Genomic DNA, 13,717 nt, shown 5'->3' with positions numbered 1-13,717 from the left:
CAGAAGCCTTCCGCCAGACGTCATCCGGAAAACTCCCGGCCACAGAACAGGCCACGCCGCCGCGCTCGATGACGTCATGCTCAAGCTCACTTCGCCCGCCCCCCAAACCGCCCTCTCGCACCTGACGCTCAGGCGCACCGGCATCGCAATTGCCCTGCTCGGCGCCGTCGCTCTATGGCTCTGGGCCCTGCCGACGCTGCTGACGCGTGATGGCTTCATCTCCCGTGGCGACGCCTGCGCCCCGGCGAGCTATCGCGATCCGGTCACCGGCCAATCCCGGCCGGCCCCCACCATCCAAGCCGCCGCCAGCGGAACCTGCCCGGCCCCGTCGAGAACGGGCCGGTCATGACGGCCCTTGACCGAAAGCCCTCCCTCGAAGTTCGGACAACCCGGCACATGGGAGGCATTTCAGCAGGCCAGATCCTGCTGACGCTCGTCCTCGTCGTTCCGCTCACCCTGATGCTCGGCTCGATGGCGGGCTTCGCGGTCGGCAGCGCCTCATCGGCGCCGACCTCCTATCGAGCCCAGCGCCTCGCTCAGATTTCGGCCGATCTCCGGGACATCGATGGCGACTATCTGCTGGCCGCCGGCGATTCCCATGTGGCAGCCTGGCGAGCCCGCGAACTCTGCGGCCTGCCGCTGGTCAATGCCGGGGTGAACGGCGCAACGGTGCGCGACATCGACGCCCTGCAAGCGGAACTCGCCCTGCCGCGCCCACCTCGTGCGATCATCCTCACCGTCGGCACCAACGACGCCAATCGCAAGCGCTTCCGCGACCCGCCCGAAGCGGTCACCCGCTTCAGCCAGGCCTTCCGGCCGCTGCTGAGGAAGCTCGCACATCGGGCCGATCTCGTCGTGGTCACCGGCCTTCCGCCCTTGGATGCCGGCAACGTCCCGGATTTCTCGGCCGAGGCCGCCTCCGGGATCACCGCCTCGGCTGAAGGCGCCTGCCGCCGGAGCGCCTCCTGCCGCGTGGTCAAAAGCTTCCGCGACGAAGACAGACTCACGGATGGGCTGCATCTCGCGGAATACGAGCACGCCTATGCCCGCATCGCGGCGACGCTCTGTACAGCTCTGGCCGGAGAACCATCACCCTCGCCACGACGCGGCCAGAACGCCGACGCAGACGCGCCATGACGGAGCGGTGGCACCTCTGGACCGGGCGCTCCCCCTGCCCCATCTAGGAAGCCACGTCAGCGGTTCCGCACGGAGCCCAAGCAGAGGCTCCCATGGTCGCCATCTCCGTCCTCGACCTCGTCCCCGTCCGCGAAGGCCAGGAGGCGGGCGATGCCTTGCGCTCCTCGATCGACCTCGCCCGCCATGCCGAAGCGCTGGGCTACAAGCGCTACTGGGTGGCCGAGCACCACAACATGACCGGCATCGCCAGTGCCGCAACCGCGGTCGTGATCGGCCAGCTCGCCGCCGCGACGAAAACCATGCGGATCGGCGCCGGTGGCATCATGCTGCCGAACCACGCCCCGCTCGTCATCGCCGAGCAGTTCGGCACGCTCGAAGCCCTGTTTCCGGGCCGCATCGACCTTGGCCTCGGTCGGGCGCCGGGCACCGACCAGATGACCATGCGCGCGCTGCGGCGCAACCCGATGTCGGCGGACACCTTCCCGCAGGATGTGCTCGAGGTGCAGGCCTACTTCGCGCCGGCCGGGCCGAACCAGATGATCCAGGCCGTCCCCGGCGCCGGGCTCAACGTGCCGCTCTGGATCCTCGGCTCCAGCCTGTTCGGTGCGCAGCTCGCCGCCGAACTCGGCCTCCCCTATGCCTTCGCGTCGCATTTCGCGCCGGATGCATTGATGCAGGCGCTGGCGATCTACCGCGAGCGCTTCAAGCCCTCAGAACAGCTCGACAGCCCCTATGCGATGCCCGGCATCAATGTGATCGCCGCCGAAACGGACGAGGAGGCGCGCTACCTCGCGACCTCGCTGCAGCAGCGCTTCGTCGGCATGGTCCGTGGCGCGCGCGGCAAGCTCCAGCCTCCTCTCGACCACATCGACAGCTACTGGTCGCCGGCCGAGAAGGCCCATGTCTCGTCGATGCTGCGCTACGCCTTCATCGGTTCGCCGGAGACGCTGAAGCGCGATCTGCGCGCCTTCCTCGCCGCCACACGGGCCGACGAGATCATGGCGACCGCGCCGATCTTCGACCATGGCGCGCGCAAGCGCTCCTATGAGATCCTGGCCAGCATCGCTCCGGAGATCGGCGTCACGGCTCACGCGGCCTGAGCAAGCTGGCGACGCGGGGCTGCACCAGGCACCGTATCAGGCGACAGCCGCCGCGCGCCGGGCCGAGCGGCGCAGGTTGAGTCCGAGCGCCGCCAGGAAGAACACTGCCTGCACCACCACGATGCAGGGGCCGGTCGCCCCGTCGAGATGGAAGCTCAGGATGGTGCCGATGACGCTGGACAGCGTCGCGGCTGCGACGGCGACCGCCAGCATCGCATCGAAGCGCCGCGTCGTCAGGAAGCCGATGGCGCCGGGCGCGATCAGCATGGCGACGACGAGGATGATGCCGACGGCCTTCAGCGCCGCGACGATGGTCAGCGCCAACAGGATCAGCATCCCGAAGTTCAGCGCACGCACCGGCAGGCCGATCGCCCGTGCATGAGCCGGATCGAAGGCGAGGAGCAGGAAGTCGCGCCGCTTGGCCAGCATGATCGCGATCGTCGGCACCGCGATCGCCGCCGTCTCGGCGATGTCTTCCCAGCGGACGCCGAGCATGTTGCCGAACAGCACGTGAAGCAGGTGCTGGTCGCTGTCGACCTTGACGAACAGGACGAGCCCGAGCGCGAACATCCCGGCGAAGACGATGCCCATCACCGTGTCCTCCTTCACCCGGCTGTTCTCCTTGAGATAGCCGATGGCGAGCGCGCAGCTTAAGCCTGCAACGAAGGCGCCCGCCGCCAGGGGCAGGCCGGCGACCTGCGCCAGCACGATGCCGGGCAGCACCGCATGCGAAACCGCATCCCCCATCAGCGACCAGCCCTTGAGGATCAGGAAGCAGGACAGGACGGCGCAGACCACGCCGACCAGCACGGCGACGACGAGGCCGCGCTGCATGAACTCATGCGCCAGCGGCGCGATCAGCCAGGCTTCGATCAGGCTCATGGCGCCGGCTCCGAAGCGGCCTGCGCCGCACGTGCGGCGGCCAGCCGACCGTGCTTGGGCGCGAAGACGAAGGCGAGCAGGAACAGCAGTGTCTGGAACACGACGATCAGCCCGCCGGTCGAGCCGTCGAGGAAGTAGCTGGCATAGGCACCGGCCGCGCTGGTGACGACGCCGAGCCCGACAGCGATGCAGATCAACCGGCCGAAACGATCGCTCAGCAGATAGGCCGTGGCGCCGGGCGTGATCACCATGGCGATCACCAGCACGGCCCCGACGGTCTGCAGGGCCGCGACCGTGCAGGCGCTGAGCAGCATGAAGAACAGGATCTTCAGCCGCGTCGGCGACAGCCCGACGGAACGCGCCTGGTTCTCGTCGAAGAAGACCAGCATCAGGTCGCGCCAGCGCGCCACGAGGATGACCAGCGAGACAGCGGCAATGATCGCGACCTGCACCACGTCCTCGTCCGAGATTCCGAGGATGTTGCCGAGCACGATCGACTGCACGTTCACCGAGGTCGGGTTAATCGAGACGATCAGCAGCCCCACCGCGAAGAAGGTGGTGAAAACGATGCCGATGATCGCGTCCTCGCGCAGTTGCGTGCGAACCCTGACCAGCGCCATCGCCAGGGCCGCCAGCAGCCCGGAGAAGAAGGCGCCGGCCGCATAGGGCACCTTCAGCAGATAGGCCAGCGCCACGCCGGGCACGATCGCATGCGCCAGCGCGTCGCCCATCAGCGACCAGCCCTTCAGCATGAGGAAGCAGGAGAGGAAGGCGCAGACCCCGCCGACCAGTGCCGAGACCCAGATCGCCCGGACCATGTATTGATAGCCGAACGGCTCCAGCAGCAGCTCGATCACGGCGCGGGATCCTTTTCGCCTATCGCCTTTCCGCCATTCTCGCTGCCGCCGTTCTCCTTGCCACCCCTGGCAAGCTTCTCGTGGTCGCGGTCGCCGTAGAGCACGAGCGGGCGCTCGTCGTCGGTGATGACGGTGACGCGCCGCTTGTCCGCGTCGTCATGCAGGTCGGCGCCGCCGAGCCGGAAATGCCGGAGCGCGCCGCCGAAGGCACGCTGCAGGTTGTCATGGGTGAAGGTGGTCTCGGTCGGGCCGGCCGCCAGCACGGTGCGGTTGATGATCACGACCTGATCGCAGAAATCCGGGATCGAGCCGAGATTATGGGTCGAGACCAGCATCAGCCGCCCCTCAGCCCTGAGTTCACGCATCAGTGCTACGATCGCATCCTCGGTCTTGACGTCGACGCCGGTGAAGGGCTCGTCGAGCAGGATCACCTTCCCGCCTTGTGCGAGCGCCCGCGCGAGGAACACGCGCTTGCGCTGCCCGCCCGACAATTCGCCGATCTGGCGCTTGCGGAACTCCAGCATGTTGACGCGGGCGAGCGCCTGATCGACGGCAGCGCGATCGGCCTTTCCGGCGATGCGCAGCAGGCCCATATGGCCGTAGCGGCCCATCATCACCACGTCCTCGACCAGCACGGGGAAGGTCCAGTCGACCTCCTCGGCCTGCGGCACATAGGCGACGAGCCCACGCTTCAAGGCCTGGCGCACCGGCAGGCCGGCGATCAGGACCGAGCCCCGCGCCGGCTTCAGGAAGCCCATCAGGGTCTTGAACAGCGTCGACTTGCCCGAGCCGTTGATGCCGACCAGCGCGCAGATGGTTCCCGCTCCCAGGGCGAAGGAGGCGTCGTTCACAGCCGTCACGCCGTTGCCATAGCGCACCGTGACCTCCTCGACCGCGATCGAGGGCGTCACACCGATGCCACCCGGCAAGCCGGCCGCCCGCATGTTCACTGGCTGAAACCCTTCGCGATCGTGTCCACGGTCACTTCGAGCAGCTTCAGAAAGGTTGGCACCGGCCCGTCCTCCGCCGAGAGCGAGTCGACATAGAGCACGCCGCCATAGCGGGCACCGGTCTCGCGGGCGACCTGCCTAGCCGCCTTGTCAGAAATCGTGCTTTCGCTGAACACGGTCGGGATCTTGTTCTTGCGCACGAGATCGATCAAGCGGCGCACCTGCTGCGGCGTGCCCTGCTGGTCGGCGTTGATCGGCCAGAGATAAGCCTCGCGCCAGCCATAGTCGCGGGCGAGGTAGCTGAAGGCTCCCTCGCTGGAGACGAGCCATCGCTTGTCGGCCGGGACCTTGTCCAGCCGCGCGCGCAGCGGCGCGTCGACCGCCATCAGCTTCTCGGCATAGGCCTTGGCGTTGCGGGCATAGGTCTCGGCCTGTGCCGGATCGGCTTCGGCCATCGCCTTGCGGATGTTCTCGACGTAGATCAGTGCATTCTTCGTCGACATCCAGGCATGGGGGTTGGGCTTGCCCTCATAGGGCCCTTCCTTGATGCCCATCGGCTCGATGCCCTCGGTGACGACGGCGCTCTTCACGCTCTTCACATTCTCGAAGAAGCGCTCGAACCAGCGCTCCAGATTCATGCCGTTCCACAGAACGAGATCGGCCGACTGGGCCTTCACCACGTCGAGCGGCGTCGGCTGGTAATCATGGATCTCGGCGCCAGGCTTGGTGATCGACTCGACGACCGCAGCCTCGCCCCCGACGTTCTGGGCGATGTCCTGGATCACCGTGAAAGTGGTGACGACGCGCAGCTTCTTCGCCGGCGCCTGCGCCAGCGCGACGCCGGTGCCCGCCGCCAATCCGCCGACCAGCACGGCGGCCGCTCCCAGGCTCAAGAGCGAGCCACCCATGAAAGATCGACGCGAAGGCATGTGGTCTCCTGTCCGATACCCGTTCAAGTCATCACGCTATTGCAAAGCACTTGCATCTGTCAACGCAACTGCGAGTGATTTGCAATAAGGAGTTTTTGCAAATGCGACGCAGAGTTGCTATGCCGGCGCCATGACAGCAGTTGAACAGCGCGTGGCCGGTTTCGAGGGCCAGCTCAGGGATGCGGGGCTGCGGATGACGCAGCAGCGCCGGCTGATCCTGCGCGTGCTGGCGGAAGCCGACGACCACCCCGACGCCAAGGGCATCTTCACCCGCGCCTTCGCGCATGATCCGACGCTCTCGCTTTCCACGGTCTATCGCACCATGAAGGTGCTGGAGACGCAAGGCGCGATCGAGCGCCACGCCTTCGAGGACGGCGTCTCGCGCTATGAGCACGCCGACCAGGAGCACCACGACCACCTGATCGACGTCGAGAGCGGCGAGGTGATCGAGTTCTCCTCCGACGCGATCGAGGAGTTGCAGCGCCGTATCGCCGCCGAGCTCGGCTACGAACTCGTCCGCCACCGGCTCGAGCTCTACGGCCGCAAGAAGCGCCCCGGCACGCGCGGCAAGAAGGGCTAGCCCGCGAGCAATCCCGCCAGGTCCGGCCCCACCGGCACGACCCCGGTCGGGTTGATGATGCGGTGGCTCTCGTAATAGTGCCGCTTGATATGGCCGAAATCGACCGTCGCGGCCACGCCCTCGACCGCGAGCAGCGCCCGCAGATAGGCGCTCAACCGCGGATAGTCGGCAATCCGCCGGATGTTGCACTTGAAGTGGCCGACATAGACGGCGTCGAACCGGATCAGCGTGGTGAAGAGCCGCCAGTCGGCTTCCGTGATCGCATCTCCGGTCAGGAAGCGCCGTGTCGCCAGCCGCTCCTCGAGCCAGTCCAGCGTCTCGAACAGCGGCTTCACAGCCTCCTCATAGGCCGCTTGCGTCGTCGCGAAGCCGGCCTTGTAGACGCCGTTGTTGAGCGTCCCGTAGATGCGCTCGTTCAGCGCGTCGATCTCCGCCCGCAGCGCCAGCGGAAAATAGTCGCCCGCCTTTGCGCCGACGCCATCGAAAGCCGAATTGAACATCCGGATGATCTCGGAGGATTCGTTGCTGACGATGGTGCCGGTCACCTTGTCCCAGAGCACCGGCACCGTGACGCGGCCGGTGTAGTGCGGATCGGCCCGGGTATAGACCTCGTGCAAATAGTGCGCGCCGCCAACAGGATCCGGCACGACGCCCTCAGCCGCGGCAAAGGTCCAGCCCTGCTCGAGCATCAGCCAATGCACGACGGAGACGTCGATATGGCATTTGAGCCCCTTCAGCGCCCGGAAGATCAGGGTGCGATGCGCCCAGGGACAGGCCAGCGAGACATAGAGGTGATAGCGCCCGGCCTCGGCCGCGAAACCGCCCTTGCCGCTCGGACCCGGCGCTCCATCCGGCGTCACCCAGTTGCGGAAGGCGCTGTCCTGCCGGATGAAGCGTCCGCCGCTCTTGGCCGTGTCATACCACTGGTCCTGCCAGCGGCCGTCGATCAGCAGACCCATCTGCGCCCTTCCCGGTCTCAGCCGTCGACGATGTCGTCATATTCGGGATGCTTGACGATCCAGCCCCGAATGAAGGTGCAGCGGAGCACCGCCTTGCGCCCGCTGGCCCGGATCAGCTCGAAGGCGCCCTTGGCGAGCCGCGAGCCGACGCCCTGCCCCGACAGGGCCTGCGGCACCTCGGTGTGGATCAGCACGATCCGCTCGCCCTCGATCCGATAGGCGATGATTGCTGTGCCGCCTTCGAGCGCCAGCTCGAAGCGGCTCTCCGCCGTGTTGTCGATGACCTGGTCCATCCGCTCTCTCCTCGCAGCCGCCTAGGCTTCAGCCCGCCAGGGGTAGCTCCAGGTCTCGGTCAGCGTCTTGTCGCCGCTCTTGAGGAAGGCGCGCATCTCGGCGAGCTGGCCCGGCTCGACGACGATGTCGATGAAGGCGCGGAAGCCTTGCGTCTTCGGGTTCGGCACGATGAAGGCGCGGTCGATCCGGCCATAGGCGATCGACGGCACGATCTCGACCTTCTCCGGCTGGCGCAGATGATAGTCGAGGTCGCCGCCGGCGAAGTCGACGATGAAGCGCCGCGCCCCTGCCGTCACCGGCTCGCCGGAGCCCAGCGCCTTCGGCCGCGCCTGATAGGTGTTGATGATGCGCCCGCCCGGATGCAGATCGCTCGAATCCAGCATGGCGGTCAACTTGTAGCCGAAGGAGAATTCACGGCCCGGCTCCAGCGGCGCCTTCGGCGCCCAAAGCGCGACGATATTGTCGTTGGTCTCGTCGGTCGTCGGCATCTCGATCAGCTCGACCACGCCCTCGCCCCAGTCGCCCTGCGGCTCGATCCAGTAGGACGGGCGCAGCTCATAGCTCAGGTCGAGGTCCTGATAGTGCTCGAAAACGCGGTCACGCTGCATCAGTCCGAAGCCGCGGACATTGCGCTCGACGAAGGAGGACACCGCCTGCTGACGCGGGTTGCGCAGCGGCCGCCAGATCCATTCGCCGGTACCGGAATGGATCATCAGCCCGTCGGAATCATGCAGCTCGGTGCGGAAATCGTCATGGAAACGCCGATCGTTCTCGCCGGTGAAGAACATCGAGGTCAGCGGTGCCAGCCCGAGTTTCTCGATCGGCTTGCGCGGGAACAGCGTCACCCCGACATCGACGACCGCATCGACGTCCGGATAGATGTGGAAGCGATAGGCGCCGGTGACGGAGGCCGAATCGAGCAGCGCATAGACGGTGACGCGCTCCGCATTGGCCTGCGGCGCCTCGACCCAGAACTCCCGGAACATCGGGAACTCCTCGCCACCCGGCACGCCGGCCCCGATCGAAAGTCCGCGCGCCGACAGGCCATAGCGCTGCTCACGGCCGAGGACGCGGAAATAGCTCGCGCCGATGAAGGAGATCAGCTCGTCATAGACGCGCGGATCGTTGAGCGGATAGTGCAGGCGAAAGCCGGCGAAGCCGAGATTGACCGGCAGCGGCTTGTCGAACTTGACGCGGCCGTAGTCGAACAGGTTCGCCGAGTAGGGCACCGGCGTCGCCACGCCGTCGCGGACGACATTGACCACGACCGGGCGCGTGAACAGGAAGCCCGGATGAAACATCTGCATCCGGAACGGGGAGCCGTTTTGCGCGAGCAGAGCACGCTCCGACCGGAAGCGGATGTCCCGCCACGAATCGAAATCGAGCCTGGACAGTGGCTCGGGCAGGTTCGGGCCGGCATCATAGGGAACGGCGGCGATCTCGCGGGCGCGGCGCACGACCTCGTCGAAGCCGAATTTCGGCTGCGGCGGCTCGGGAGCCGGCGCCGGCGCGGGGTCCGGCCGTGCCGCAGGTTGCTGCGCCAGCAGGACGGACGGAGCCACCGAGAGGCTGAGCGCGGCTGAAAGCCCCGCCAGGACATGGCGACGATTGGTCAAGGTCATGGGAAATCCGTGGTCTCGCCGCGCCGTCGCGGGGTCGGCGCGGGGGAATTGTCAAAGGCTGGCCTGCCAGTGACTTAGGCGAGGAATTGGGGCCGGTCTAGGGCCGTGGCGCGGCGCGATTCGACGCGGCCCGTTGCGCGGCGTCTAGCTGCGGCCCGAAGCTGCGAAAGCGGTCACCCCAGCAGCGATCTCGGCCGGATCGACGTCTCCGAGGATGGCGGACTGGGCGACGAAGCCGAGAATGGCGGACAGGAGCGTCTTGGCGGCATCTTTGGCGGACACCGTTGCATCGAGGCGCTTCGCCTCGACCGCCTGCTCCATCACAATTTCGATCTGGTCGCGAAATGCGAGGTAGAAGCCCTGCATCGTCGCGCGCAGCCGCTCATTGCGCTGCGCCTCGCTCCAGCCGAGCAACGCTATCCGCTTGAGGTCGTAGCCCTCGCGCGCCGTGAAGCGCGCGATCGTCTCGGTCGCCCGGCGCAGAAACTCGGCCGGCGCCAACGGGGGCCGCACATCGAACAGCGGCTGCATCAGGGTCCGCAAACCCGACAGCGACGTGGTCACCGCCGCCAGGATGAGCTCGTCCTTGCTCGGATAATAGGAATAGACCGCACCGGCCGAGAGCCCGGACGCGCGGATGATGTCGTCCATCGTCGTGGCATGCAGCCCCTCCTTCTGAAAGCAGATCCAGGCTGCGTCGAGGATCTGGGCTCGGCGGGCAGCACGCTTCTCGTCTGAGATCTTCGGCATGGCCTCGAAATAAAACGAACGATCGCTCTTTACAAGGCGACGGCATCTGGATTAATAAAACGAACCACCGTTCTTTTTGGAGGCCATCATGATCAAGGTGACGGCGATCGAGACCGGCAAGGCGCGGATGAAGACGGCGCAGCGCAGTGGCCGTGACGGGCGCGGCGGCATCGGCAGGAAGATCGACATCTTCCGCGATCCGGACTGGGTCGAGCCGCTGCCGATCCTGTGTTTCCTGATCGAGCACCCCGAGGGGCGCTTCCTCGTCGACACCGGCGACACTTGGCGCAATTCCGTGCCCGGCTATCTGCCGGGCTGGAACCCCTTCTACAAGCAGGTCCAGATTCGCGTGGCCCCACATGAGGAGGCCGGCTCGCGCCTGCTGGCTCTCGGGATCGATCCGGCGACGGATATCGGCACCGTCATCCTCACCCATTTCCATCACGACCATACCGGCGGGCTCGACCATTTCCCGCGCAGCCGCATCGTCGGCCCGCGCGCGAACTACGCCGTCTCCACCGGCCTGCGCGGGATGATGACAGGTTGCCTGCCGCAGCGCTGGCCGGTCTGGCTCAAGCCCGATCTCGTCGAGATGGACGGGCCCGCGATCGGCCCGTTCCCGGCCTCGCACCGCATCACCAGCGACGGCCGCATCCTGCTGGTGCCGACGCCCGGCCATGTCGACGGGCATGTCTCGGTGATCGTCCGGGGCGAGGGCATCACCTGGTTCCTCGCCGGAGATGCCACCTATTCGCAGGCGAACCTGCTCGCGGAGAAGACCGACGGCGTCACCAACGACCCCGCAACCGCACTCGCGACCCTGCAGGCGATCCGCCGCTTCGCCACCCAGGAGCCGACGATCCTGCTGCCGGCACATGACCCGGAAGGCCCGGCGCGGCTCGCCGCCGGCACCGTCCTGATCTGACGTATCCCGGCCAGCCATCCAGGGTACGCACACAGGCGAAGTGCCCGCGCGGAAGGACGGAACTGGCCCCGATCGGGTCGGGAAGCCGCATCGTCTCGCACAGCCGGCCGAATCCGCTCGCGTTCGTCAAAAAAACCGCACCCGGCCTTCAGAAAAAACTTGAATGCCGGGTCCATCATCCGTATATCGCGTTCACCCAATTCGCACGTGCCTGTGGCCGCGTGCCGGTCGGTGGGCATCCGGACAAGAGGCCGGACAGCCGCCAGGTGTTGGAGACGGATGGAGGGGGATGGACATCCCCTCAAATCACGCTCCCGGTTCCCTTCTCCGGGGAACTGTCACCGAACAGCGACTGGCAGCCGGAGGCGAAACCGGCGAACCCCGAATCTCCACGGGGGACGCAGCTTAAAGCAACGACGGAACGGGCTTTTTTTGGTCTCGCCGGCTTTCCACAGGCCGGCACCGAAGAGGCTTGTCCTTCATTGCCGGGCGTGCGGGGTCTCCCCAAGCGACGGTTACCAGGGTCCGGACGTTACGTTCGGCTGTTCTAGGCGTCTCCATCGCGCCCGGAATTGCTGACGTTGCACCCGGCTTCACGTCGCATCGGCGCCGCTTGCGCCGAAGGGAGTCGCGTCTCATGACCGAGCGCATCCGTGAATTCCTTCGTTCCCGCCGCGAGGACGGGCCCTGCGTCGTCATCGACCTCGATGTCGTGCGCGACAATTACCGTGCCTTCTCCCGGGCGCTGCCGGACACTCGTGTCTTCTACGCGGTGAAGGCGAACCCTGCTCCGGAAGTGTTGGCGCTGCTCGCCAAGCTCGGCTCCTGCTTCGATTGCGCCTCGGTCGTCGAGATCGAGCTCGCACTCGCTGCCGGCGCCACGGCCGACCGCATCTCCTTCGGCAACACGATCAAGAAGGAGCGCGACGTCGTGCGCGCCATGGAGCTTGGCGTGCGTCTCTTCGCCGTCGACTGCACGGCCGAAGTCGAGAAGGTTGCCCGCTCGGCCGACAATGCCGGCGCCAAGGATGCGCGCATCTTCTGCCGCATCCTCTGCGACGGCGCCGGTGCTGATTGGCCGCTCTCGCGCAAGTTCGGCTGCGTGCCCGAAATGGCCGCGGACGTGCTCGAGCATGGCCATCGCCTCGGCCTGCAGGCCTATGGCATCTCGTTCCATGTCGGCTCGCAGCAGGCGAATGTGAACGCCTGGGATTCCGCCCTGGCCTCGGCCTCGGCGATCTTCAAGGAATGCGCCACCCGCGGTCTCTCGCTGTCGATGGTCAACCTCGGCGGCGGCTTCCCGGCGCGCTACCTGAAGCCGATTCCGGGCGTGCCGTCCTATGGCGACGCGATCTTCCGGGCGCTGTCGAAGCATTTCGGCAACCAGCTGCCCGAGACGATCATCGAGCCGGGCCGCGGCATGGTCGGCGAAGCCGGCCTGATCGAGGCCGAGGTCGTGCTGATCTCGAAGAAGGCCGAGAGCGACGATGTGCGCTGGGTCTATCTCGATATCGGCAAGTTCAACGGTCTCGCCGAGACCATGGACGAGGCGATCCGCTACCCCATCCGCACCGTGCGCGATGGCGATGCGACCGTCCCGTGCGTGCTCGCCGGCCCGACCTGCGACTCGGTCGACGTCATGTACGAGAAGACGCCGTACATGCTGCCCTTCTCGCTGGAGATCGGCGACAAGGTGCTGATCGAGGGCACGGGCGCCTATACGACGACCTATTCGGCCGTCGCCTTCAATGGCTTCCCGCCGCTGAAGCAGTACGTCATCTGACGAAACGGGGCGCGATCCAAACCCGCGCCCCTCACCAATCGGGTCCGGCGAAGCGCCCTGCCATAATCGGCAGGCCGCCCAGTGCTTTCGGGCGGAGCGTTCGTGCCTCCAAGAATGGAGCGCCGTGGACGTGGCTCCCGCCGGACCCTCATCCACCCTCATCCCCTGATGTTGTGGCCGCGTTCGCGCGGCGCCGGGAAGGTCTGCGAGCTTGCAGGCGCTCCGGCCGGAGGTGCGTCATGATCACGATTCGCGACGAGATCGCTGCCGATGTTCCCGCCCGCGAGGCGCTGCTCGACCGTTGCCTGGGCGAGCGCCGCACCGCCAAATCGAGCGAGCGGCTCCGCGAGGGTCGTTTGCCGGCTGAAGGCCTGGCGCTGACCGCCGAGCGCGACGGCGTCGTCGTCGCGACGATCAGGCTCTGGCATGTCCAGGCCGGTAGCAAGGCGGCGCTCCTGCTCGGCCCGCTCGCCGTCTCGCCGGAACTCCAGGGCGAGGGCCTCGGCCGCGCAATGATGCGTGAGGCGATCTGGCGCGCGGCCTGCCGCGGCCATGGCGCCGTGCTGCTCGTCGGCGACGCCGCCTATTACGAGCGCTTTGGCTTCTCGGGCGACCTGACCCGCGACCTCGCCATGCCCGGCCCGGTCGAGCGCGAGCGCTTTCTCGGTCTCGAACTGCGCGACGGCGCGCTGGCCGGCGCGGCCGGCGTCCTTGTCGCGACCGGCCTGGTGGACGAGACCGCGCCGCTGGCCGAGCCTGCGCGCCGCGCCGCCTGAGGATAACCGTGACGGGTTTCGCGATTCGCGAGATCCGTCACGCATCCGTCATCGATCCGTAACCGCTCCGTCGTCACGCAGCGCCATGACCCCCGCCAAGGAAGGGGTTCATGGCGCAAGCAGTTCTGACCACGGGCAGGGCGAATGACTGGAGCGCGCCGCGCTGGCGTCCG

At 67.0% G+C, this 13,717-nt stretch carries 15 protein-coding genes; 7 read left to right on the top strand and 8 right to left on the bottom strand.

All coding sequences use genetic code 11. The annotated features are described in order from the left end of the window. Positions 1–76 precede the first annotated feature (76 nt). The 3 genes from VGN82_RS02140 (at position 77) to VGN82_RS02130 (ending at position 2,237) form a co-directional block, all read left to right on the top strand. Entirely contained in the window at positions 77–349 is a 273-nt protein-coding gene (locus VGN82_RS02140; RefSeq protein ID WP_327525337.1) for a hypothetical protein, read from the top strand. Between the two features lie 47 nt (positions 350–396). Then, the gene (locus tag VGN82_RS02135) at positions 397–1,137 is read left to right on the top strand and encodes an SGNH/GDSL hydrolase family protein (protein ID WP_327525336.1); all 741 of its coding nucleotides are present in this window, start codon (positions 397–399) and stop codon (positions 1,135–1,137) included. A 92-nt stretch (positions 1,138–1,229) separates the two neighbouring features. Then, on the top strand, positions 1,230–2,237 hold the full coding sequence (locus VGN82_RS02130) for an LLM class flavin-dependent oxidoreductase (RefSeq protein ID WP_327525335.1): 1,008 nt from the start codon (positions 1,230–1,232) through the stop codon (positions 2,235–2,237). 36 nt (positions 2,238–2,273) lie between these two features. Here the strand turns inward: VGN82_RS02130 and VGN82_RS02125 are convergent, their stop codons facing one another. From VGN82_RS02125 to VGN82_RS02110, 4 genes are read right to left on the bottom strand one after another with little or no spacing between them, the layout of a single operon-like run. Further along, on the bottom strand, positions 2,274–3,119 hold the full coding sequence (locus VGN82_RS02125) for a metal ABC transporter permease (RefSeq protein ID WP_327525334.1): 846 nt from the start codon (positions 3,117–3,119) through the stop codon (positions 2,274–2,276). Continuing rightward, on the bottom strand, positions 3,116–3,976 hold the full coding sequence (locus VGN82_RS02120; protein WP_327525333.1) for a metal ABC transporter permease: 861 nt from the start codon (positions 3,974–3,976) through the stop codon (positions 3,116–3,118). The genes VGN82_RS02125 and VGN82_RS02120 overlap by 4 nt, the downstream gene beginning before the upstream one ends. Continuing rightward, a complete protein-coding gene (locus VGN82_RS02115; RefSeq protein ID WP_327525375.1) occupies positions 3,973–4,920 on the bottom strand; it encodes a manganese/iron ABC transporter ATP-binding protein in 948 nt (315 codons plus the stop codon). Before VGN82_RS02115 ends, VGN82_RS02120 begins: the two co-directional genes overlap by 4 nt. A gap of 2 nt (positions 4,921–4,922) precedes the next feature. Further along, positions 4,923–5,855, bottom strand: a complete 933-nt coding sequence (locus VGN82_RS02110; protein ID WP_327525332.1) for a metal ABC transporter substrate-binding protein — start codon at positions 5,853–5,855, stop codon at positions 4,923–4,925. 130 nt (positions 5,856–5,985) lie between these two features. Here VGN82_RS02110 and VGN82_RS02105 point away from each other — a divergent pair, with 130 nt between their 5' ends. Further along, positions 5,986–6,435: a Fur family transcriptional regulator gene (locus VGN82_RS02105; protein WP_327525331.1), complete on the top strand. Its 450-nt coding sequence runs from the start codon at positions 5,986–5,988 to the stop codon at positions 6,433–6,435. On the opposite strand, the gene VGN82_RS02100 is transcribed toward VGN82_RS02105, so the two are convergent. From VGN82_RS02100 to VGN82_RS02085, 4 genes are all read right to left on the bottom strand, one after another. Then, the gene (locus tag VGN82_RS02100) at positions 6,432–7,394 is read right to left on the bottom strand and encodes a glutathione S-transferase family protein (RefSeq protein WP_327525330.1); all 963 of its coding nucleotides are present in this window, start codon (positions 7,392–7,394) and stop codon (positions 6,432–6,434) included. The genes VGN82_RS02105 and VGN82_RS02100 overlap by 4 nt on opposite strands. 17 nt (positions 7,395–7,411) lie before the next feature. Further along, positions 7,412–7,687 (bottom strand): GNAT family N-acetyltransferase, encoded by a 276-nt coding sequence (locus VGN82_RS02095; protein WP_327525329.1) that lies wholly within the window; start codon positions 7,685–7,687, stop codon positions 7,412–7,414. A gap of 21 nt (positions 7,688–7,708) precedes the next feature. After that, a complete protein-coding gene (locus VGN82_RS02090; RefSeq protein ID WP_327525328.1) occupies positions 7,709–9,310 on the bottom strand; it encodes an OpgD/OpgG family glucan biosynthesis protein in 1,602 nt (533 codons plus the stop codon). A gap of 144 nt (positions 9,311–9,454) precedes the next feature. Next, complete coding sequence (locus VGN82_RS02085) at positions 9,455–10,060, bottom strand: TetR/AcrR family transcriptional regulator (protein ID WP_327525327.1); 606 nt, start codon at positions 10,058–10,060, stop codon at positions 9,455–9,457. Between the two features lie 88 nt (positions 10,061–10,148). Between VGN82_RS02085 and VGN82_RS02080 the strand changes: the two genes are divergently transcribed. From VGN82_RS02080 to VGN82_RS02070, 3 genes are all read left to right on the top strand, one after another. Beyond that, positions 10,149–10,985, top strand: coding sequence for an N-acyl homoserine lactonase family protein (locus VGN82_RS02080; protein ID WP_327525326.1), 837 nt, complete (start codon positions 10,149–10,151; stop codon positions 10,983–10,985). A gap of 637 nt (positions 10,986–11,622) precedes the next feature. Continuing rightward, the gene (locus VGN82_RS02075; protein WP_327525325.1) at positions 11,623–12,768 is read left to right on the top strand and encodes a type III PLP-dependent enzyme; all 1,146 of its coding nucleotides are present in this window, start codon (positions 11,623–11,625) and stop codon (positions 12,766–12,768) included. Positions 12,769–13,007: 239 nt separating this feature from the next. Further along, positions 13,008–13,544 carry a GNAT family N-acetyltransferase gene (locus VGN82_RS02070; RefSeq protein WP_327525324.1) on the top strand — a complete coding sequence of 179 codons (537 nt, stop codon included), beginning with the start codon at positions 13,008–13,010 and terminating at the stop codon, positions 13,542–13,544. Positions 13,545–13,717 lie beyond the last annotated feature (173 nt).

The sequence above is a fragment of the Allobosea sp. genome, from assembly GCF_035999205.1.
Taxonomy (GTDB): Bacteria; Pseudomonadota; Alphaproteobacteria; order Rhizobiales; family Beijerinckiaceae; genus Allobosea.
The sequence above is the reverse complement of the archived record's forward strand: the minus strand, read 5'-3'. Positions and strand labels throughout refer to the sequence as shown.